Raw genomic sequence first — 20,651 nt, 5'->3', positions numbered from 1 at the left:
ATTAAAATAATGATCTTTTTTAATTCTGCATCATCTTTAAAAATGTTGCCAGCTTCTCTTTCATCTCTCTGCGGTCAACTATAAAGTCGAGGAAACCATGCTCCTGCACAAATTCAGCAGTTTGGAAACCTTTTGGCAGATCCTTTTTGATCGTTTCTTTAATAACGCGTGGTCCGGCAAAACCAATCAGTGAACCAGGCTCAGCAATATTGATATCGCCCAGCATTGCATATGATGCTGTTACACCTCCCGTAGTTGGGTCGGTGAGTAAGGAGATATAAGGTATTTTAGCTTGAGCAAGTAAGGCTAGTTTAGCGGATGTTTTAGCCATTTGCATTAATGAGAACGCGGCTTCCATCATTCTTGCGCCGCCAGATTTGGATATCATCAGGAACGGCATTTTATGGGCGATACTATAATCAATAGAACGGGCAATCTTTTCACCTACTACTGACCCCATCGAACCGCCAATAAAGTTGAAGTCCATACAGGCAATTACAATATCCTGGCCATCAATTTTTCCTACACCTGCGCGGATGGCGTCATTAAGACCGGTTTTATTAATGGTTTCAGCTAGTCTGTCGGTATATTTTTTGGTGTCCTCAAAGTGCAGGGGGTCACCTGAGCGTAAGTTAGGATCCAGTTCTATAAACTCATTATCATCAAAAAGAATAGCGAAATATTCTTTTGAGCCAATACGGATATGGTATCCACAATAGTGACAAACGTATTGGTTCTCAACTTGCTCTGTGTAGTGTAGCGGCTTTTTACAATTCGGGCATTTATTCCATATGCCATCGGGAGTTTCTTTCTTCTCCTCAGTAGTCGTAATTATGCCTTTTGATTCTCGTTTAAACCAGGTCATTTCGATATCTGTATCTTCCAATTTATTGCAAAGAAACGAAAAATATTATACAAGTAACGTTATATGGATGTAAAGCTTAAAGTAGTTGTAAATGTTTCAACAATCAGCAATTATTGATACCAAAATTAAAATAAAGCAATTCTTGTATCAAATTTTCAATAATTGGACTTTCAATGCCCCAATAATTTCAAACGTTTCAAAAATTGTAACTTTTTCAACAATTTTAATCATTCATAATCATTAATTTATAACTTCGAGCCCCAAATAAACACTAATGGATTTAAAAAATTATAAGGGTGTTCTGCACGGTGACCAGGTGCAGGAGCTATTCGAGATCGCTAAAAAACATCAGTTTGCTTTACCTGCTGTAAACGTTACAGGAACCAATACGATTAATGGTGTTATGGAAACTGCCAAAGCAGTGAATTCACCAGTTATTATCCAGTTATCACATGGCGGTGCGCAATTTTATGCAGGTAAATCAATGGACAATGCGCAACTGCAGGCTACTATTTTAGGGGCTGTTTCGGCTGCAAGGCACGTACATCTTTTAGCTGAGCATTATGGTGTAGCTGTCATTATGCACACAGACCATTGTGCAAAAAAATTATTACCATGGATAGACGGATTGCTTGATTATGGCGAGAAATTTTTTGCCGAAACAGGTAAGCCTTTATTCTCTTCACACATGCTGGATCTTTCAGAGGAGCCTTTACATGAGAATATTGAAATTTCAGCTAAATACCTGGCGCGCATGGCCAAAATGGGTATGACACTTGAGATTGAATTAGGTGTAACCGGCGGTGAAGAAGATGGTGTAGATAATAGCGGAGTAGAAAGCCATCGTTTATATACTCAACCTGAGGACGTGGCCTACTCTTATGAAGAACTTTCAAAAGTGAGTCACCGTTTTACTGTTGCTGCTGCTTTTGGTAACGTACATGGTGTATATAAACCAGGTAACGTGAAGTTACAACCTATTATCTTGCATAATTCGCAGGAATACTTAAAGAAACAATATAACCTTACTGCTGAGAAACCGATCAACTTTGTATTCCATGGCGGATCAGGTTCAACACAGGAAGAGATACGTGAGGCAATTTCTTACGGTGCCATCAAAATGAATATTGATACCGATATGCAATGGGCTTTCTGGGAAGGTATTAAAGATTTCTACAAATCAAAAGAAGGTTATCTGCAGTCGCAAATAGGTAATCCCGAAGGCGCGGATTCTCCTAACAAAAAATACTACGATCCACGCGTATGGTTGCGTAAAGCGGAAGAAAACTTCGTTAAACGCCTTACATCCGCATTCGAAGATTTGAATTGTATTGATGTAAATAGCAAATTATAAAATTTTCTTTTTCCATAATAAAAATGCCGGTACAAACTATGTACCGGCATTTTTTGTTGAGCCTTTAAATTATACCAATTTATTATGGCTAAGAATAAGAAAAATTTATTCGAACAGTTTGCTAACTGGGCAACAAATGCCACGGGGAGTTCAACAGCATTTATTATTGCTATTGTAGTAATAATTGTTTGGGTAGTAACCGGTCCGCTGTTTAAATACTCTGATACCTGGCAACTGGTTATCAATACCGGTACTACCATTGTTACTTTTTTAATGGTTTTTTTGATACAGAAAACTCAAAATAAAGATTCAAAAGCCATACATTTGAAGCTAAATGAGATACTGGCCTCTCACCAGGGAGCCAGTAACCGCATGGTTGATATTGAAGACCTGACTGAGGAGGAATTAGATCATTTACATAAGTTTTATGTGCAATTATCTGACCTTGCAGAGAAGGAGGACGATCTGACTTGTACACATTCGATTGATGCAGCTGAAGAAAACCACCGACTAAAACTAGAATCTTACAGAACTAAACCACATTACAACAATGCCCGAAAAAGTATTAGTAAAAAGAGCAACTGACCCATCTGATCTTGAAAACGTTTTTGCCATAAGGCGTGAAGTTTTTGTAGGCGAACAAAATTGCCCGCCCGAACTGGAATGGGAACACGAAGAAGAATCCAATCACTTTTTAGCAACGGTTGATGGCGTACCCGCAGGAGCATCACGCTGGCGCAAAACGGATAAAGGGTATAAGCTGGAACGTTTTGCCGTATTAAAAAAATTTAGGGGGAATGGAGTAGGGCAGGCTTTAGTACAGGCTGTGTTAAACGACCTCCCACCTGAAGCAGATTATATTTATCTGCATGCCCAGGTTGATGCAGTAACCTTATATGAACGATTCGGTTTCGAAAAAACAGGACCGGAGTTTGAAGAAGCAGGGATCAGGCACTATAAAATGATAAAACGATAGTTACCCGAATACTTTTCCTGAATAATCCATAGCTTCCTGCAATTTATCCATATTAAGCCCTAAGTTAATTCTTTGTGATTGCAGGTAGGAGATAATGTTTTCGGTTGCGATATTGCCTGTAAGCTCATCCTTGGCCATTGGGCAGCCGCCATATCCTTTCAATGCGGCATCAAAACGTTTACAACCACTTTTATAAGCAGCTTCAACTTTAGGTTTCCAGGTATCTGGTGTAGAATGCAAATGAACGCCCCAGGTTGTTTCCCTAAAGTTACCTGATAAAGACGAGAATAAACTTTCTATCTGTTCAGGTGCCGCGATACCGATGGTATCCGCGAGCGAAATATACTCAACGCCCTCATCAATTAGTTTTTTGGCCCATTGTAATACAATATCATTATGCCATTCATCGCCATAAGGATTGCCAAAACCCATAGACAGGTAAACCAGCAATTTTTTTTCTTTGTTATCGCTCAGCGCTTTTATTCGCTTTACAATTTCAAAAGCTTCAGCTATGCTGGTATTAGCATTCCGGTGCTGAAAGGTTTCTGATATTGAAAAGGGAAATCCCAGGTAAGTGATCTTTTCATATTGAACCGCTTCTTCAGCTCCCCGGTAGTTAGCAATAATCGCCAATAACTTTGATTTAGAATTACTAAGATCAAGTTTTTCTAAAACGGCTGTTGTATCCTGCATCTGCGGTATTGCTTTTGCCGATACAAAACTCCCGAAATCAATCGTATCAAATCCCACCTGCAACAGTAAATTGATATAAGCAGCCTTTACATCAGTAGGTATAAAACCTGTAATTCCCTGCATTGCGTCCCTTGGGCATTCGGTAATTTGTATGGGTGATGACATCAGAAGCAATTGTTAAAATTTAGGTTGATATATGGCTGATTTATGTTCAATTCCTTCATTCAGCTCGGCAGTCAATGTGCTTAGATACCGCTCAAAAGAAGTAATAACTTTCCTGGCATCTTTTGCCACCCATTTCGTGTCACCGGTAGCCTTTTGATGCATGTCATATAAGGTTAGCCTGCTGTTACCACTATCTGTCGGCCTGAAAAATACGACATTGTGAACGGTATAACGATACCGGCCATTTTTCATATCAATAGTGATAGCAAACTGCACACTATACTGCTCCACATTATCCAGATCAGTACCCGTAGTAACCGGATTGATATTCAGATCCTGGGTGGTTGTAAATATCAATTTCCCTTCTTGCTGGTACCCATAGGTTTGCTGGAAATTTTTTCCAGCCATAAACTGCAGGGCGCGTAAAAATATTTCGCTGACTTTAATACTGCTATCTACCTTAACAATTTTTTGATAGTAGGCATTATTCCCGTCAATTTGCAATTTAACAGAATCGGTCGGGGGTTTTACAGACCCACTATTAGCCTGGGAGATTTTAACAGTTCCCTCCTGGGCATAAGTTGTTAATGTTATAAAAGCTAAAATGATGCTTAAAAACAATATTTTCATAACAGGCATATTTAAAGCTAATATAGCAGCTTATTTCCTTATTAATCACTATTTGGCAGAGGTTCAGCGTCCTGCGGAACTGCCTCCTTAACAAACCTTCTGATGATCAACCGTGAGCCGCCATTATAGCTGATATAACTTCCTACCCAATTGATAAAAACAACCACTTTATTTCTGAACCCTAAAAGTGAGATCAGGTGCACAAACATCCATACTACCCAGGCAAAAAATCCCTGGAATTTGATCTTGCCTAAATCTGCAACTGCTTTATTACGACCGATGGTAGCTAATGATCCTTTGTCAAAATATTTAAAAGATTCAGTAGTTTCACCTTTTATTAAATGCAATATATTTTTACCGGTTGTTTTACCCATCTGTATAGCCACTTGTGCCACACCCGGATGCCCTTTTGGAGTATCATTGGTGATCATGGCTGCTACGTCGCCAATAGCAAAAATATTCTCGAAGCCTTCAACCCGGCAAATATTATCCGTTTTGACACGATTGCCCCGCATAATAATGTCCTTATCTAATCCTTCAGGCACACTGCCCATTACACCTGCTGACCAGATCACATTCTTGGTCCGAACACTTTTACCACCTTCAAAAGTGATAGTTTCCCCATCGTAGTTATCCACTTTTACGTTCACCAAAACTTCCACACCCATTTTGGTCAGGAAATCTTTTGCTGCCGCAGATGCTTGTTCAGACATGGCGCTTAATACCCTTGGCATAAAGTCTACCAGGTAAACTTTCATTTCATCCTTTTTTAATTCTGGGTAGTCTTTGGTAAGGATGTTGTTTCTTAACTCGGCTAATGCGCCTGCTAATTCAACACCTGTCGGGCCTGCGCCAACCAGCACAAAATTCAGGTAAGGTTCACGCTCTTCTTTAGTTGCCTTTAATACTGCTTCTTCCAGGTGTTGGAGTAACATGTATCGCAGATCAAGCGCCTCTGGAATAGACTTCATCGGCATAGCATGATGTTCGATATCCTTATTGCCAAAGAAATTGGTGGTTGAGCCTGAGGCTATGACCAAATAATCATAGGCAATTTCACCAATAGTGGTATCAATTGTATTTTTCTCAGGATTTATCTGTGTTGCTTCAGCCACTCTGAAACGAAAGTTTTTTTGATCGTCAAAGTTCTTTCGCAGTGAGAATGCAATAGAGCCAGCCTCCAAACTACCGGTTGCAACCTGGTAGAGCAGGGGTTGGAAAGTATGATAGTTATGCTTGTCCAGCATTAATACATCAACAGGTTGGTCGGCTAATGCTTTGGCTACCTCGAGGCCGCCAAAACCACCGCCTATAATTACTACTTGCGGAAATCTTGATGTTTCTGTCGCTTTCATTTTTAAATGTTTATATACATTCAAGTATAAACAAAAAAGGCTCCAAATATTATTTGGAGCCTTTTTATAAAATTTACATGACTTTATTTCAGGTCTTTTTTACCGAAATCGACAATTACCGGAGTTGCAATACAGATGGACGAATATGTACCAAAGCATACACCCACCAATAATGCGAACGAGAAGCCACGGATAACGTCACCACCGAATATGAACAATACAATTAACACGAATAATACGGTCAATGCAGTGATAATAGTACGGCTTAATGTTTTATTAATCGCGTGATTGATCACTTCCTTAGGGTCATCAGTTTTTGAATGATGCAAATGCAGGAACTCGCGGATACGGTCAAATACAACCACGGTATCATTGATTGAATAACCAATTACTGTCAGTATGGCTGCTATAAACGACTGGTCAATATCAAGGAATGGAATAACATTTTTAAATATCGAGAAGAAGGAAAGCACCATAAGGGCGTCATGTGCGGTTGCAACCATCGCACCCAAACTGAACTGCCATTTACGGAACCTGATTAGTATATAACCAGAGATAACGATAATTGCGAAAAGCACAGTCCAGAAGGCAGATTTTTTAAGGCCTTCAGCTATCGTGGCCTTTACTTTCTGGAACCTGATAATATTAGTACTGGTAATTTTTGTTGCAGGCTGCTGGCTTAATGCGTTGATCAGTGTAGTTTCAACTTTAGCATCGGCAGAAGTACTGTTATCTTCGATCAAATATTTGGTAGTGATCGCAATTTTATCAACTCCGAAAGTTTTTACCTCGCTTGCACCCAAAACCTTATCAATTGCACCATGTACAGTCTCGGGGGTTATATTCTTATTATCAAACTGAACCACATAGGTACGGCCGCCGACGAAATCGACACCGTAGTTAAAGCCCTGATAGAACATAGATCCAATACCAAGGGCAATAAATGCACCTGAGAATATGTAAAATTTGAAACGATTTTTTACGAAACCAAAGTTTGCATTTTTGAAAGTGTGTGAGCTCCATGGGTTTGAGAATTTAATATCCCATCCTTTGGTGATCATCCATTCAAAAACAAGTCTTGATATAAGCAATGAGCAGAATAATGAGGTAATGATACCGATCATTAATACTACCGCAAAACCTTTAATAGGGCCGCTACCAAATACTAGCAGGATCAAACCTGTTAAGAAGGTACTTATGTTGGAGTCTAATATAGACGACAAGGCATGTTTGAAACCGTCGGCAACAGCGAGCTTAATGGATTTGCCCAAAGCCAGCTCCTCCCGCACACGTTCATAGATCAGTACGTTGGCATCCACCGATATACCCAGCGTTAGCACGATACCCGCAACACCCGGCATGGTTAATACCGAGCCAATGCTGATCAATACGCCCATCAGGAAGAATACGTTGATAATTACCGCTACCACCGCAATAGTACCTGCGCGGTTGTAATAAGCGATCATGAATATCAACACTACTACGAAACCTAAAACGGATGAAAGTAAACCTGCATGGCTGGCTTGCTCACCTAAAGTTGGACCTACAGTATCTTCAGAAACAATCAGAGCAGGAGCAGGTAAACGACCAGCTTTTAATACGTTGGCTAAGTCAGTAGTTTGTTCCTGGGTAAAGTTTCCGCCTGATATAGATGAAACGCCACCAGATATCTCGTTTTGTACACTTGGAGCTGAGTAAACGTTATCGTCCAATACAATGGCAATAGCTTGCGGATCTTTATGTGATGGGCCAGGCGCTGCAGCGGCAGTTACTTCTTTCCATTTTTGTGCACCCTGTGGGTTCATGTACATGGTTACTTCCCAACCGCCTTTAGTTTGGTCGATATCACTTCTTGCGTCGTTGATAACATCACCGGTAAGTACAGGACCGTTATCAGCACCAGCTAATTTAATAGCGTATAGTTCAAATGTTTTGGTTTTTTCTATTGCCTTAACGTCCCACAAAAATTTCATGCTTTGCGGAATGATAGCTTTAACTTCAGGGCTGCGCAGGTATGCATTAACCTTTGCAGTGTCTTTTTGATCAGAATAACCAACAACTGGCCCCGGGCGTAATTGTGGTTGTCCGTTTTGTCCTTGCCCTACTGCTGGTTGCAAAACCGCAAATAGTGGATTTTGCTGGGCCAACTTGGCCTTGCTTCCTAACAGAGATGTATCTTTGGAAGCACCTTTGTTAACTTTATTTAATAAAGATAAAGCGCCACTTTTAGCAGTGGTATCTTTTTTAGCAGCTACGTCTTTAGTTGAAGCTTTAGCAGTATCTTTTGTTACTGTTTTGTTTTTTGCAGCAAGGAAGCCGTTTACATTGCTTAATACCTGGTAAGCCTCGGCGTTATCATAAGTTTGATAAAACTCCAGTTTTGCAGTACCCTGTAAAAGTTTACGAACACGTTCTGGCTCGGTAACACCAGGAAGTTCAACCAATATCTGGTTCCTGTCACTTAAAAGCTGAATGTTTGGCTGGGTTACACCAAATTGATCTATACGGGTGTTTAATACAGTATAGGTTTGTTTTACCGCCACACTTGCCTGTGCTTTCAGGAAAGTTTCAACTTCAGCATTGGTAGAGTTGTATTTGATCTCTTGCTGATTTGACTGCGTTGCAAACAATGAAGCCAGTTTACCATTAGGGTTCAGTCTTTCATATTCGTTAACAAACAATGTGATGTAATCGCTCTGGCTGGTACGGCTATCAACATCAGCTTTATCCAAAGCCTGAGCTAAAACAACATCCGGATTATTACCAGATAATGCCTTTACCAGATCACGAAGCGATACCTGCATGGTAACACTCATACCACCCTGTAAGTCGAGACCTAACGCCAGCTCCCTGCTTTTGCAGTATTGATAAGTGTGTTTTAGTACCGGATAAACCGGCTGTGTTTCCATTGAGTCCAGGTATGCTCTTTCTTTTTTTGCATTACCTTTCGCGTATGCTTTTGCATCACTCTCCACCTTGCGCGCTACCCATGTAAATGAAAGCTGGTATAAACATACCGCTGCCAGCAGAATGGCGAAAAATTGAATAACCCCTTTACCTTGCATTGTAAATTATAATATGTAATAAATTAGTTTATAAGCTTTTTTAACAAGACGGCAAATCTAATAAAATTTTATAAGCATAAAATTTTATATTCAAACAATTTAAAGCTTTTAAATGTTACCGCCTGTCCAACGTGATAAATGAATAAGGGAGTTTGTTTTTCTCATCAGGCTGATGATCTTCACGTTCAGTTTCTTGCCATTCGTCATAATTGATCTCCGGGAAAAAGCTATCAGCATCAAATTTCTGATGGACTATGGTGAGATAAATGCGATCAGTAAGGTGAATAGATTGTTTATAAATTTCGGCTCCGCCCACAAGAAATACTTCTTCTTCACCGGCGCATAATGCCAAAGCATCTTCAATAGATTTAACAACCTCACAACCCTCAATAGTTATATTCTGACGGGTAATAATAATATTTCGGCGATTGGGCAAGGGCTTGCCAACCGAATCATAGGTCTTGCGTCCCATAATTACTGTGTGACCTGTAGTTATATTTTTAAAATGTTTCAGATCGGCAGGCAAATACCAAAGCAATTGGTTGTTTTTACCGATGGCATTATTTTCTCCGATTGCTACTACTATCGTTACTGTCATCGATTAATTCTAATAATTCGTTTGATTAGCCATTGTTTGATTTCCTCAAACCCAATATCTCCTTTGCTCGCGGAAATGGTCATTTGATATTTTTCATCTTGCGAAGCTATAAGATCGATATTATTTTCAAACAAAGTTAATCGCATCAATGCATAAGCAGTTCGCTTATTCCCATCTATAAAAGGGTGATTGATTATAATGCTTTCAAAAATTGCGGCGGCTTTCTCAATTGGTGTAGGATAGAGGTCTTGTTGATCAAAGGTTGCGTAAGGTCGATAAAGGGCAGCTTCTAAACCTCCTAAATCTCTGATGCCTTTGCTACCGCCAAAATTATCTATTAAAGTATTATGAACGTAATGAGCTTTTCCTAAGTCAATCATTGGGCAAGCTTTTGAAGCAACTCCCTATCTTCAGAAATGATTTTTCTAAGATTATTGACGAGCTTTATCTGGTCCTCAGATTTAATTTGTAATTCTTTTAAAAAATCTAAGACATCCGGAAGTACAGTTTCAGGTACCTGATCGATTACTTTTTGTATTTCGGTTTTTATCTCAACAGAAGTCATATACAAATTTAAACAAATTTAATCAGCTACACTGCTACCGCTCCTTTAATATGCGGCCACGGATCATAATTCTCCAAAGTAAAATCTTCAAACTTAAATTGAAAGATATCCTTCACATCCGGGTTTATCTTCATTGTTGGCAACGGGCGTGGTTCGCGGCTTAATTGGAGGTTCGCCTGTTCTATGTGATTATTATAAAGGTGGGCATCGCCGAAAGTATGCACGAAGTCGCCAGGCTGCAGATTGCATACCTGCGCCATCATCATGGTTAGCAATGCATATGAGGCAATGTTAAAAGGCACGCCCAGGAAAATATCCGCACTGCGTTGGTATAATTGACAGGAAAGTTTGCCAACTAGTTCCCCCTTTAGGGGGTTAGGGGGCTCCACATAAAACTGAAAAAGGCTATGGCAGGGCGGAAGTGCCATTTTCTCAACATCGGCAACGTTCCATGCAGAAACCATAATGCGACGTGAGTCGGGGTTATTTTTGATCTGGTTCACCACCTGGGTGATCTGGTCTATATGTCCGCCATCAGGTTTTGGCCATGAGCGCCACTGGTAACCGTACACTGGTCCAAGGTTTCCGTGCTCGTCAGCCCATTCGTCCCATATGCGCACACCATGCTCTTTCAAATAGGCAATATTGGTATCACCCTGCAAAAACCATATTAACTCGTGTATGATCGATTTAAGATGTAATTTTTTTGTAGTAACCAACGGGAAACCATCCTGCAGATTAAAACGCATCTGGTAGCCAAACACACTCAGCGTTCCTGTTCCGGTACGGTCATGCTTTTGGGCGCCATTGTCCAAAACATGCTTCATCAAATCGAGGTATTGTTTCATTTTAGTTGGTTGATTAAGTTGACTGAGTTGACTAAGTTGATTGGGTTGAAGTTTTATTTAACCTTTCAACATTCCAACCTTGCAACTTTACAACAATTCAAAATACAAAGAAAAATAATCTATTTTTGGTATCCTACGGATGTTCAAAAATACATCTTTGTTAATCAATCTGAATGATCGTATTTCCAAACGCCAAGATCAATATAGGCATCAATATAATTGACCGTCGGCCTGATGGCTATCATAATATCGAAACCATATTTTATCCTCTACCCATTTATGATGCGCTCGAAGCTTTGCCCGGTGATGAGCTTACTTTTAATTCTTCCGGCTTAGAGATACCGGGCAGGATAGAGGATAACCTTTGCATCAAAGGCTATCATTTGATCAAAAAGGATTACGATCTGCCTCCGGTAAATATCCACCTGTTAAAACACATCCCGATAGGGGCAGGCCTGGGTGGTGGCTCGGCTAATGCCGCGTTTTTTATCAAATTGATTAATAATTTATTCAGTTTGGGGCTAACAACCATCCAAATGTTGGATTATGCCCGGCAGTTAGGTGCCGACTGTGCTTTTTTTATAGAGAACAAACCTTTGTTTGCTTTTGAAAAGGGCGATCAGTTTGAGTCGATAAAACTTGATCTTTCAAAATATAAAATAGTATTGGTAATGCCGCCGGTTCATGTATCAACAGGGGAGGCTTATCGTGGAGTAAGACCGTCTCTTGTAAAAGATTCTCTTTATGATCTGATATTGGAACCGATACAAGAATGGAAACATTTTATTAAAAATGACTTTGAAGAATCTGTCTTCAAAAATCACCCATCAATAAGAGGAGTAAAGGCTGCCTTATACGAGGCTGGTGCCATCTACGCCAGTATGAGTGGAAGTGGAGCGTCTGTATTCGGTATATTCGAAAAAACACCTGATTTGTCGGAACTGGAAAAAACAAACCAGGTGTTTTATTAATATCGGATTTCGGAATTTCGATTTCGGATTTTATTTCAATCTGAATTTTTGATAAGATTGAAGATTTGATAAGCGATATCAAATTTCAAATTAGTCATTTCTTAATTCCGAAATCGAAAATCCGAAATCCCAAATCAAATTCCTGCATCATCCGTAACTCCACGTCCAACTGCCTCTACCCAATCACGGTCGCCTAATCCTTTGGCTACAGCGCTTAATAGACGGTTGTGGATCAACGTTCCCATCGGCATAGGGGTTTCACTTTGCTGGGCTAGCTTAAATGCCAGTCGGGCGTCCTTATAGCCCAGTCGCGCTTTAAAGCCTACAGGCTCATATTGTTTGTTAGCTATCAGCTTCCCGTAATTTTGATATATCGGCGCATTGAAAATGGTTGAACCAAAAAAGTCAGCAACCTTAGTTCTGTCCAGTCCGTGCTTCTCAGCAAGCGTAAATGCTTCGGCCATTATTTCAAGAGACGACATGATCATGAAGTTTCCTGCGATCTTTACAACGTTGGCTCCACCCGCGTCTTCACCAAAATCAATTACACCCTGACCAAGGCAATCCAATATTGGTTTGGCCGTTTCTTTTGCCTGTGGACTACCCGATACACATATCCAAAGTTTCTTAGCAGCTGCAGCTTCCGGGCGACCAAAAACCGGTGCCGCCAGGTAACTGCTTCCTGCACTTTTATGCTGATCAGAAAGTTTCTGAGAAACGTCCGGAGAGATGGTGCTCATGGAAATATGAAGAGCTCCTTTTTGTAAGGTCTGTAATATGCCATCAGTACCGGTTGTGGTTTCTGTTACCACGTCATCATCGGACAACATAGAGATCACTATCGACACATTGCTTGCCGCCTCCGCCGGGGTTTTACACTTGGTGATGGACGATTGTTCCAGCTCGTTTGCCTTCTCGTTACTGCGATTATAAACCTGCAATTGATGACCTGATGCGAGCAGATTTTTGGCCATGTTTAAGCCCATATTACCGAGCCCGATAAATCCTATTTTCATATTGGTGAATTGTTTTTAAAGGCGATGTTTTGTTGCATATAAAATTAACTGATGTATTCCCTGTCTTCGTCACTTAGTGTATCAGATTTCTTTTTTAAATTATCCATCTCTTCATTTTGACCGGGGATGTATTTTGGTTTGCCGGGTCTGCCAACAAGCACACCGATGATAAATGAAACTATGGCAACTATCAGGAGTACTACCAATTTGGAGACCCTGAAATCTGCGAACAAAAATGTAAAGAGTACCTTGTCGGTATTTTGCATGATCACTACAGTAAGCAACACTGTAATGAAAATAATGAACATCGTTTTTATCCTCATGATAATTTCAATTTAAACACTTGTGAAATGTGCGGTTTTTAAATGATAGAAAATTTGTTGCGTTTTACGCTTCTATAAATTTACGAAAATGAAGAAGGGATGAGACAACTTCAGTAAAATATATTGCCGGCCTTTTTCGGAATAATTCAAAAATTAAAAACTTGAACAAAGACCTGAATGTTCAGACCCAAGCCATTGAGGTTTTTTTCACTCCGAAAAAAAAGAAAGCCACAAGCTCCAAAAAAAATGACCTCTGATATTGAAATTGAATTGTGTTGCTCGCATTCAAATTCAGCTCTGTGAGATTCGATTTTTTTGCCCTACAAGTTTTGTCCCGCATATAATTTTCATCATGGGAGCTAATTTTTAGAAATCCTGTATTTCAATGTCAATACACTATAAGTTGTTTGTATTTTAAAATCATGTTTGTGGATTTTATATTTATATAACCTGTCATAAAAGCCTCATTATAAATTTTTTGAATATCATATTTTTGGACAATTTGTCGAAATGCTAAAAATGTTAGTTTTTGTTTATTTTTGATTGCTATATTTACTCAATTAATACTTTTATTAATCTATATATTTATTTGATTATTAATAATATATATATTATTAAAATTTTAACTATTCAAAAAATAATGAATTATATTATCGCTTATATGGCTATATAGTGCAAATTTTTAAGTCTGTCAGAATACTCAATTCAGAACACTAATTAGAAAATGAATTTTGCGCCTGTTCGAACGAAATTTATTTAGCGAGGTATGAACATGGGTTCTTATCCCGGTCGCTTAAAACGCTTTAAAATGCTTTTGGTGACAAGCCATTTCTATGCCCTACCCCACCGTGAAGAATGGAGAATACCGGAGAAAGTAGCAACTATAGTAAGAGATGCGAGGTGGTATGACAGGGGAGTTATTAACGATTTTTCCTCTTGATGATCTGCTTTTGAGCGACAGGGAAAAGGAAGATAGTAGACAAAATAATAACAGCGCCGACCCAAAATCCCGTGGTCATTTTGTTCATATCACCAAAAAAAACGAAGGACATAATAATACCGTACACCGGCTCAAGGTTAGTGATGAGTGCTACCCTGAAGGCAGAAAGTTCGCGCATTACGGATACTCCGGCTACATAAGCAAGCGACGTGCAGATGGTTCCAAGAAGGAAAAGATAGCCCATATCTGCACGCTGTAACAGCATGGATTTATCGTATCCGTTGGTTGCCGCAAGGAAAATAGATATCCATACAAAGGCTCCGGTCAGTTCATAAAATGCGATCACCGGTGCTTCATGATGCTTGATCTGCCTTGAATTTATAATAGAAAAAAGACTTGCGCATACTGCACTTGTTAGGCCTGCTATGATACCCTTAGTGTAATGTGATTCAAATTTGAATATAATAAGGATACCCGTTATGATTAATAACCCTGCAATGATCTCAAGCTTTGAAATTCTTTTTTTATTGATCAGCGGCTCGAAAATCGCCGTGAATAAAGTGATGGATGACAGGCATACCAGGCTTATGGAAACGGTAGATAATTTGATGGAAAGGAAGAATAATATCCAGTGACCACCCACCAAAGCACCGGTACATGCCAGCTTAATAAAGGTGCTTTTGCTTACCTTAAATGCTGTCTTGTTAAAGTTAAAATATAGGAACAAAGAGACCGATGCGATCAGTACTCTGTACCACACCAACTGCACTGCGGCTATACTGATAAGCTTACCTAATATGCCTGTAAATCCCCATATGAAAACGGTGAAATGGAGTATCAGAAGATTTTTGTTGAGCGGAGCAGGTGCAACTTGCCGTGGCATTATTTAGGAGCTTTTACAAGTAAATAATAGCCAAAAGCACCAAATAATACGTTTGGCATAAAAACAGAGAACAATGGCGGGGCACCGCCTTTTATAGAGAATACCAGGGCAAATCGTTCAACCAATATATAGGTAAAGCATAGTATAATACCAAGCCCCAGTGGTAAACCAATACCACCGCGTACCTTACGTGATGATAGCGCAACGCCAATCAGCGTAAGTACATACGTGGATAACGGGTATACAAAACGGTGATATTTTTCAAATAGCATGTCGGTAAGTTCGCCTGTTCCTCTCAGTTGCGCCTTTTCAATATTTTTATTGAGTACACTCATGGACATGGCGCTGTATTGATTATCGCGCACTTCAAAATCTTCGGGGCGCATATCCAGTGTGGTGTCCTTAACATTGCCGTGCCAAACCATGGTTTCTTTCAGGCCATTGATGTGCCTGTCGGAGTAGGTTCTCATCTTCCAGATTCTTTTAACAGAATCATAAGTAATATTGGTCGCCACTAACTTTTGAATCAGATCATCACCATTAAACTTCTCCATTATGAAGAGGTAACCAGTTTTGGAAGTATTATCAAACGATTTTACATAAACATATGTCTGCTTATCCAATTGCATATGCACTTCGTTTTTTGTCGGATCGGAATCACTGAAGTGTGAATTTTCAAAATCTACCTTCAACCTGTTGGTAAAGGGAATAAGGTACACATTAGCAAAAAATGATACAATAAATATTAGTGTGGCAGTAATAAAATATGGTCTTAAGAAGCGCGAAAAACTAGCCTTCGAAGTTAAAATCGGAACAACTTCGGTTTGGTTAGCCATTTTAGCAGTAAATAATATCACCGCCAGGAAATTGATTAGCGGGGATAAATAGTTTAGATAAAAGGGAATAAAACCGGCATAATATTGCAAAGCGATATCGTGCAGGGTGCTTTGCTTTTTCAGGAAGTTGTCAAGGTGTTCTGATATATCAAACACCACCATTATAACCGAAAATATAGACAGCGTAAACAAAAAAGTACCCAGGTACTTTTTAATTATATACACGTCAATTACCTTTAGGTATCGTTTTAAAAAAGCTTTCATTTATAGTCGTTGACCTAAACGGTTAACCATGATTTTTTTCCAGTTATAAAATTCGCCTGCGATGATCTTTTCACGTGCCTGTTTCACCAACCACAAATAGAAATGCAGGTTATGCAGGGTAGCTATTTGTGCGCCTAATATTTCGCCCGAATGTATTAAGTGGCGAAGATAGGCTTTTGTATAGTTTGTATCGGCAAACAAACTACTGTCAGCTTCTATAGGCGAAAAATCATTTTTCCACTTTTCATTTTTTATGTTAATAATACCTTCTTTGGTAAAAAGCATACCATTGCGCGCATTACGCGTTGGCATTACACAATCAAACATATCAATACCTAATGCAATGTTTTCCAATATATTTACCGGCGTGCCTACACCCATCAAGTAACGCGGTTTTTCGTACGGCAATATATCACATACCAATTCGGTCATGGCATACATTTCTTCGGCCGGTTCACCAACTGATAACCCCCCAATGGCGTTCCCCTCGCGTTCAAATGAGGCAATTACCTCTGCCGATTTGGTGCGCAGATCTTTATATACCGATCCTTGTACTATCGGGAATAGAGTTTGGCTGTATCCATATTTGGGTTCTGTACTGTCAAACCGATCGCAGCAGCGTTTAAGCCAACGATGGGTCATTTCAATTGACCTCCTTGCATACCCATATTCGCAAGGATAAGGCGTGCATTCATCAAATGCCATAATAATATCAGCGCCTATTGTCCGCTGTGTATCCATTACATTTTCGGGAGTAAACAGGTGTTTTGAACCATCAATATGGGAACGAAACGTTACACCTTCCTCTTTTATTTTCCGTACTTCTGTTAATGAGTAAACCTGGTAGCCACCGCTATCAGTTAAAATAGGTTTATCCCAGCCGTTAAAACGATGCAGACCGCCAGCTTTTTCAAGTGTGTCCAGGCCTGGTCTTAAGTATAAATGATAGGTATTGCCTAAAATAATCTCAGCTTTAATATCATTTTTCAATTCATGCTGATGAACTGCCTTTACTGTTCCGGCAGTGCCCACAGGCATAAAAATCGGGGTTTGTATAGTGCCGTGATCGGTTGTGATTTCGCCTGCGCGGGCTTTTGATAATGGATCTTGTGCTTTTAAACTAAATTTCATTGCGAGGCGCAAAATTAATCATTTATATTGTAGATGTTTGAATGTTTTGAGTTTACAAAATCATGCCATAGGGGGCTTTGTAACAAATTATAATAATTTAACACATTTACTATAACTTTTCAACATTCCAGCCGTTCAACCACTCTGCACATAAATTCTCGCAGTTTTTTAACAAATTTGTCTCAGATATACTAATCAATTTGGAAACCTATATACCCGACACACTATTTATACTATTAACGCTCAGTTTTATAGCCCAGCTATATTACCTTATTAACTATCATAGTCGGCTTAGGGCTTATAAGCCGCCAATTGAGCCACAGACGGTAAATCTTCCCGTTTCAGTAATTATAAGTGCACGCAACGAAGAAAAAAACCTTATCGAGAACTTGCCATCAATCCTCGGGCAAAACTATCCTGATTTTGAAGTAGTAGTAATTAATGATCGTTCAATTGATGATTCTGAGAATATATTAAAGGAGATTCAAGAGAAATATCCACATCTAAAGATTGTTACGGTAACAGAAAATGACAGGTTTAAAACAGGCAAAAAGTTTGCCTTAACAATGGGTATCAAAGCATCTAAAAATGAATACCTGTTATTTACTGATGCTGATTGCCGCCCTGCTTCATCAAACTGGATAACCCATATGGCGTCCAATTTTACCGGATCGACTCAAATTGTACTGGGGTATTCACCTTATTATAGATCCAGGAATTTCGTTAATCCATTTGTTCGTTTCGAAACCATAAAAACAGCCATTAATTATCTTTCTACTGCGCTTGCCGGAAATCCATATATGGGTATTGGTCGTAATTTAGCATATACAAAGACACTGTTTTTTAAAGGAAAAGGATTTGGCTCGCATATGCATGTAATGTCGGGTGATGATGATCTGTTTATCAATCAAAATGCTAAGGCTGATAATACAGCTATAGAAATTCACCCGGATGCTTTTACTTTTAGTAAAGCAAAAAGCACTTTGTCATCATTTTATATACAAAAAAGAAGGCATATGGGTGTAGGCAAGCTTTATAAAGATAAACACCGCAGAATGTTGAGTTTTGATGCGTTGACTGGATTTTTATTTTATATCTTGCTCATATTATGCCTGATTTTAAATTACGATCCATGGCCGGCATTGGGATTGTTTATTTTTAGGTGGATAATACAGATGATTATATATTATAAAGCGTTCGGAAAATTAGATGGTAAAAATTTATTATGGAGCTTACCCATTTTTGACCTTGTTTATTACGTTTATTTAAATATTTTTGGAGTGATAGGCACTTTTATAAAAACTACTCAGTGGAAGTAAACGCAAATTTTACCGAAAACGCAAAGAATGATTTTCACCTTGTCGTGAAAGCTCGCGAAGGGAACCAGAAAGCATACGCCGACCTGATGCACAGGTACAAGGATTCTATTTATTTCATGGCGTTAAAAATGGTTAACAACAAGGAAGATGCCATGGACCTTACAGTGGAAACCTTTGCCAAGGCATTTGAAAAACTCGATAAATACCAGCCGGATTATGCTTTTAGCACATGGCTGTTTCGCGTTGCTACTAACAACTGTATCGATTTTATCCGTAAAAAGAAATTGAATACCATGTCCATCCACGGAATGGTGGACGATGACGGAGAGGAAAAAACATTACAGATAAAGGCAGATGTTTTGAATCCTGAGGAGACCTCCATCAAAAAACAACAAACACAGGAATTAAAGGTACTAATAGAAAGCTTGCCGGCCCGTTATCGCAACCTGATTACCCTGCGTTATTTTGATGAATTGTCATACGAAGAAATTGCCCAGCAACTGGATTTGCCTTTAGGCACAGTTAAGGCGCAATTATTTAGGGCAAGGTACCTGCTGGGTAATATCATTAACCGTTTTAACAGGGATGACATCTGATATTATACTCAAATATTTCCCCGATCTAACGCCCGAACAGCAACAACAATACCGGCAACTACCCGAATTATATCAGTACTGGAACAACCAGATCAATGTGATATCCCGCAAGGATATTGATCTGTTATTTGAGCGTCATGTGCTGCACTCATTAGGTATAGCTAAAGTAATCTCCTTTTTGCCCGGCGAGAATGTTCTGGATGTTGGTACGGGCGGAGGCTTCCCGGGTATACCACTGGCCATCATGTTTCCGGATACCCAATTTTATCTTGTTGATTCCATTGGCAAAAAAATCAAGGTGGTTAACGAAGTAGCCAAAGCTATCGGACTTGAAAATCTTAAAGCCGATCATATAAGGGCAGAGCAAGTGCCCGGTAAATTTGATTTTGTAGTATCAAGAGCGGTAACCCAACTCAAGGATTTTTATCCATGGGTAAAAGGGAAATTTAGTAAAACATCAAAGAATACTATTTCAAATGGTATTCTATATCTCAAAGGCGGTGATCTTCAGCAAGAGATAACTGAATCTGGTTTAGCCGTAAAACAATTTCATCTCAAAGATTATTTTGAGGAAGAGTTTTTCGAAACCAAACAGGTTATCTACGTAAAAGCATAATACCAGCTCCTTTTCAGATACTAATAGCCTAATGTCATGTCAGTCATAAATTAACATTTAGTCTGGAGTCGAAAGTCTTAAGTCAAGAAATAGACAAAATGCGAACTTATGACTTACGACTAAAGGCTATTGACTTGACACTAGCTCCTGCTGGTCTTCGTGGTATCCTTCTTTTTCCTCTTAAATAAGTCTAATGGATTTGGCGGAGGCGGTGGTCCGGCAGGTTGTGTGGGCTGCGTTGTTGATCCGCTGGTTTGTGGCGCATTGCTTTTGGCAGTGCTGTTATTGTTAGCCGTGGTATCTTTTTTATGTTTCTTAAACGGATTGATCTTTTTAAATAATTCACCAGGTGGGAGTGGAGGAGGCGGACCCCCTGCCGGCGGTGGTGGTGGCTGGCTTTGTGAAAAAGCGTGGGTAGAAACACATAAAGATGAAATGAATAATGGAATTATAACCAGGTATTTCAGCTTTGCCGAATAAACCGATCCGTTTTTACAGTTCGTTTCCATACAGTCTTATTTTGATAGGTTGTTTATCGAAGATATTAAAAATAATTCTCTGTAAACTACAGATCAAAAAGCTTTTATGTTAAATTATTATAACGTTGTAGATTTTTTTTGCTAAAAATTTGAGCAATCAAGA

22 protein-coding genes are annotated in these 20,651 nt (G+C 39.3%); 7 read left to right on the top strand and 15 right to left on the bottom strand.

Translation table 11 applies throughout. The features are described 5' to 3' along the window. Nucleotides 1-19: 19 nt before the first annotated feature. Nucleotides 20-865: an acetyl-CoA carboxylase, carboxyltransferase subunit beta gene (gene accD, locus ACPPVU_RS19050; RefSeq protein WP_426672207.1), complete on the bottom strand. Its 846-nt coding sequence runs from the start codon at nt 863-865 to the stop codon at nt 20-22. Between the two features lie 274 nt (nt 866-1,139). Between accD and fbaA the strand changes: the two genes are divergently transcribed. From fbaA to ACPPVU_RS19035, 3 genes are all read left to right on the top strand, one after another. Next, entirely contained in the window at nt 1,140-2,219 is a 1,080-nt protein-coding gene (gene fbaA, locus ACPPVU_RS19045; protein ID WP_426668229.1) for a class II fructose-bisphosphate aldolase, read from the top strand. 84 nt (nt 2,220-2,303) lie between these two features. Continuing rightward, nucleotides 2,304-2,804: a low affinity iron permease family protein gene (locus ACPPVU_RS19040; RefSeq protein ID WP_426668228.1), complete on the top strand. Its 501-nt coding sequence runs from the start codon at nt 2,304-2,306 to the stop codon at nt 2,802-2,804. Further along, nucleotides 2,770-3,195, top strand: a complete 426-nt coding sequence (locus tag ACPPVU_RS19035) for a GNAT family N-acetyltransferase (RefSeq protein ID WP_426668227.1) — start codon at nt 2,770-2,772, stop codon at nt 3,193-3,195. Before ACPPVU_RS19040 ends, ACPPVU_RS19035 begins: the two co-directional genes overlap by 35 nt. Here the strand turns inward: ACPPVU_RS19035 and ACPPVU_RS19030 are convergent, their stop codons facing one another. The 8 genes from ACPPVU_RS19030 to ACPPVU_RS18995 all read right to left on the bottom strand — a co-directional run bounded on the left by ACPPVU_RS19030 (nt 3,196) and on the right by ACPPVU_RS18995 (nt 11,114). Further along, complete coding sequence (locus ACPPVU_RS19030) at nt 3,196-4,053, bottom strand: hydroxymethylglutaryl-CoA lyase (protein WP_426668226.1); 858 nt, start codon at nt 4,051-4,053, stop codon at nt 3,196-3,198. A 12-nt stretch (nt 4,054-4,065) separates the two neighbouring features. Then, complete coding sequence (locus ACPPVU_RS19025; protein WP_426668225.1) at nt 4,066-4,683, bottom strand: DUF4468 domain-containing protein; 618 nt, start codon at nt 4,681-4,683, stop codon at nt 4,066-4,068. Nucleotides 4,684-4,724: 41 nt separating this feature from the next. Next, nucleotides 4,725-6,038 (bottom strand): NAD(P)/FAD-dependent oxidoreductase, encoded by a 1,314-nt coding sequence (locus ACPPVU_RS19020; protein WP_426668224.1) that lies wholly within the window; start codon nt 6,036-6,038, stop codon nt 4,725-4,727. 83 nt (nt 6,039-6,121) lie between these two features. Then, nucleotides 6,122-9,103, bottom strand: a complete 2,982-nt coding sequence (gene secDF / locus ACPPVU_RS19015; protein ID WP_426668223.1) for a protein translocase subunit SecDF — start codon at nt 9,101-9,103, stop codon at nt 6,122-6,124. 115 nt (nt 9,104-9,218) lie between these two features. Continuing rightward, entirely contained in the window at nt 9,219-9,701 is a 483-nt protein-coding gene (locus ACPPVU_RS19010) for a dihydrofolate reductase (protein WP_426668222.1), read from the bottom strand. After that, on the bottom strand, nt 9,698-10,081 hold the full coding sequence (locus ACPPVU_RS19005; protein ID WP_426668220.1) for a type II toxin-antitoxin system death-on-curing family toxin: 384 nt from the start codon (nt 10,079-10,081) through the stop codon (nt 9,698-9,700). The genes ACPPVU_RS19010 and ACPPVU_RS19005 overlap by 4 nt, the downstream gene beginning before the upstream one ends. Next, on the bottom strand, nt 10,078-10,266 hold the full coding sequence (locus ACPPVU_RS19000; RefSeq protein ID WP_426668218.1) for a hypothetical protein: 189 nt from the start codon (nt 10,264-10,266) through the stop codon (nt 10,078-10,080). Before ACPPVU_RS19000 ends, ACPPVU_RS19005 begins: the two co-directional genes overlap by 4 nt. A 26-nt stretch (nt 10,267-10,292) precedes the next feature. Continuing rightward, a complete protein-coding gene (locus tag ACPPVU_RS18995) occupies nt 10,293-11,114 on the bottom strand; it encodes a thymidylate synthase (RefSeq protein ID WP_426668216.1) in 822 nt (273 codons plus the stop codon). A gap of 173 nt (nt 11,115-11,287) precedes the next feature. On the opposite strand from ACPPVU_RS18995, the gene ispE reads away from it, so the two are divergent. Next, entirely contained in the window at nt 11,288-12,085 is a 798-nt protein-coding gene (gene ispE / locus ACPPVU_RS18990) for a 4-(cytidine 5'-diphospho)-2-C-methyl-D-erythritol kinase (protein WP_426668214.1), read from the top strand. Between the two features lie 134 nt (nt 12,086-12,219). On the opposite strand, the gene ACPPVU_RS18985 is transcribed toward ispE, so the two are convergent. From ACPPVU_RS18985 to tgt, 5 genes are all read right to left on the bottom strand, one after another. Beyond that, nucleotides 12,220-13,101, bottom strand: coding sequence for an NAD(P)-dependent oxidoreductase (locus ACPPVU_RS18985; protein WP_426668213.1), 882 nt, complete (start codon nt 13,099-13,101; stop codon nt 12,220-12,222). A gap of 44 nt (nt 13,102-13,145) precedes the next feature. Beyond that, nucleotides 13,146-13,424 (bottom strand): hypothetical protein, encoded by a 279-nt coding sequence (locus ACPPVU_RS18980; protein ID WP_426668212.1) that lies wholly within the window; start codon nt 13,422-13,424, stop codon nt 13,146-13,148. Between the two features lie 920 nt (nt 13,425-14,344). Continuing rightward, nucleotides 14,345-15,247, bottom strand: coding sequence for a DMT family transporter (locus tag ACPPVU_RS18975; RefSeq protein ID WP_426668210.1), 903 nt, complete (start codon nt 15,245-15,247; stop codon nt 14,345-14,347). Beyond that, on the bottom strand, nt 15,247-16,347 hold the full coding sequence (locus ACPPVU_RS18970) for an LptF/LptG family permease (RefSeq protein ID WP_426668208.1): 1,101 nt from the start codon (nt 16,345-16,347) through the stop codon (nt 15,247-15,249). The genes ACPPVU_RS18975 and ACPPVU_RS18970 overlap by 1 nt, the downstream gene beginning before the upstream one ends. Next, nucleotides 16,348-17,478, bottom strand: coding sequence for a tRNA guanosine(34) transglycosylase Tgt (gene tgt / locus ACPPVU_RS18965; protein WP_426668207.1), 1,131 nt, complete (start codon nt 17,476-17,478; stop codon nt 16,348-16,350). It lies immediately after the preceding gene. Between the two features lie 200 nt (nt 17,479-17,678). Between tgt and ACPPVU_RS18960 the strand changes: the two genes are divergently transcribed. The 3 genes from ACPPVU_RS18960 to rsmG are packed head-to-tail and all read left to right on the top strand — an operon-like array spanning nt 17,679 to nt 20,009. Next, nucleotides 17,679-18,797: a glycosyltransferase gene (locus ACPPVU_RS18960; protein WP_426668205.1), complete on the top strand. Its 1,119-nt coding sequence runs from the start codon at nt 17,679-17,681 to the stop codon at nt 18,795-18,797. Beyond that, nucleotides 18,788-19,393, top strand: coding sequence for an RNA polymerase sigma factor (locus ACPPVU_RS18955; RefSeq protein ID WP_426668203.1), 606 nt, complete (start codon nt 18,788-18,790; stop codon nt 19,391-19,393). Before ACPPVU_RS18960 ends, ACPPVU_RS18955 begins: the two co-directional genes overlap by 10 nt. Beyond that, nucleotides 19,383-20,009: a 16S rRNA (guanine(527)-N(7))-methyltransferase RsmG gene (gene rsmG / locus ACPPVU_RS18950; RefSeq protein WP_426668201.1), complete on the top strand. Its 627-nt coding sequence runs from the start codon at nt 19,383-19,385 to the stop codon at nt 20,007-20,009. The genes ACPPVU_RS18955 and rsmG overlap by 11 nt, the downstream gene beginning before the upstream one ends. A gap of 140 nt (nt 20,010-20,149) precedes the next feature. Here the strand turns inward: rsmG and ACPPVU_RS18945 are convergent, their stop codons facing one another. Next, complete coding sequence (locus tag ACPPVU_RS18945) at nt 20,150-20,518, bottom strand: hypothetical protein (protein ID WP_426668200.1); 369 nt, start codon at nt 20,516-20,518, stop codon at nt 20,150-20,152. Between the last annotated feature and the right edge of the window lie 133 nt (nt 20,519-20,651).

The sequence above is a fragment of the Mucilaginibacter sp. McL0603 genome, assembly GCF_049992945.1.
In the GTDB taxonomy this organism is placed as follows: Bacteria; Bacteroidota; Bacteroidia; order Sphingobacteriales; family Sphingobacteriaceae; genus Mucilaginibacter.
This window is presented reverse-complemented; position numbering and strand designations above follow the sequence as displayed.

Coding starts and splice junctions, on each gene's coding strand:
- accD (WP_426672207.1), bottom strand. CDS start 865: ATGACCTGGTTTAAACGAGAATCAAAAGGCATAATTACGACTACTGAG.
- fbaA (WP_426668229.1), top strand. CDS start 1,140: ATGGATTTAAAAAATTATAAGGGTGTTCTGCACGGTGACCAGGTGCAG.
- ACPPVU_RS19040 (WP_426668228.1), top strand. CDS start 2,304: ATGGCTAAGAATAAGAAAAATTTATTCGAACAGTTTGCTAACTGGGCA.
- ACPPVU_RS19035 (WP_426668227.1), top strand. CDS start 2,770: ATGCCCGAAAAAGTATTAGTAAAAAGAGCAACTGACCCATCTGATCTT.
- ACPPVU_RS19030 (WP_426668226.1), bottom strand. CDS start 4,053: ATGTCATCACCCATACAAATTACCGAATGCCCAAGGGACGCAATGCAG.
- ACPPVU_RS19025 (WP_426668225.1), bottom strand. CDS start 4,683: ATGAAAATATTGTTTTTAAGCATCATTTTAGCTTTTATAACATTAACA.
- ACPPVU_RS19020 (WP_426668224.1), bottom strand. CDS start 6,038: ATGAAAGCGACAGAAACATCAAGATTTCCGCAAGTAGTAATTATAGGC.
- secDF (WP_426668223.1), bottom strand. CDS start 9,103: ATGCAAGGTAAAGGGGTTATTCAATTTTTCGCCATTCTGCTGGCAGCG.
- ACPPVU_RS19010 (WP_426668222.1), bottom strand. CDS start 9,701: ATGACAGTAACGATAGTAGTAGCAATCGGAGAAAATAATGCCATCGGT.
- ACPPVU_RS19005 (WP_426668220.1), bottom strand. CDS start 10,081: ATGATTGACTTAGGAAAAGCTCATTACGTTCATAATACTTTAATAGAT.
- ACPPVU_RS19000 (WP_426668218.1), bottom strand. CDS start 10,266: ATGACTTCTGTTGAGATAAAAACCGAAATACAAAAAGTAATCGATCAG.
- ACPPVU_RS18995 (WP_426668216.1), bottom strand. CDS start 11,114: ATGAAACAATACCTCGATTTGATGAAGCATGTTTTGGACAATGGCGCC.
- ispE (WP_426668214.1), top strand. CDS start 11,288: ATGATCGTATTTCCAAACGCCAAGATCAATATAGGCATCAATATAATT.
- ACPPVU_RS18985 (WP_426668213.1), bottom strand. CDS start 13,101: ATGAAAATAGGATTTATCGGGCTCGGTAATATGGGCTTAAACATGGCC.
- ACPPVU_RS18980 (WP_426668212.1), bottom strand. CDS start 13,424: ATGAGGATAAAAACGATGTTCATTATTTTCATTACAGTGTTGCTTACT.
- ACPPVU_RS18975 (WP_426668210.1), bottom strand. CDS start 15,247: ATGCCACGGCAAGTTGCACCTGCTCCGCTCAACAAAAATCTTCTGATA.
- ACPPVU_RS18970 (WP_426668208.1), bottom strand. CDS start 16,347: ATGAAAGCTTTTTTAAAACGATACCTAAAGGTAATTGACGTGTATATA.
- tgt (WP_426668207.1), bottom strand. CDS start 17,478: ATGAAATTTAGTTTAAAAGCACAAGATCCATTATCAAAAGCCCGCGCA.
- rsmG (WP_426668201.1), top strand. CDS start 19,383: ATGACATCTGATATTATACTCAAATATTTCCCCGATCTAACGCCCGAA.
- ACPPVU_RS18945 (WP_426668200.1), bottom strand. CDS start 20,518: ATGGAAACGAACTGTAAAAACGGATCGGTTTATTCGGCAAAGCTGAAA.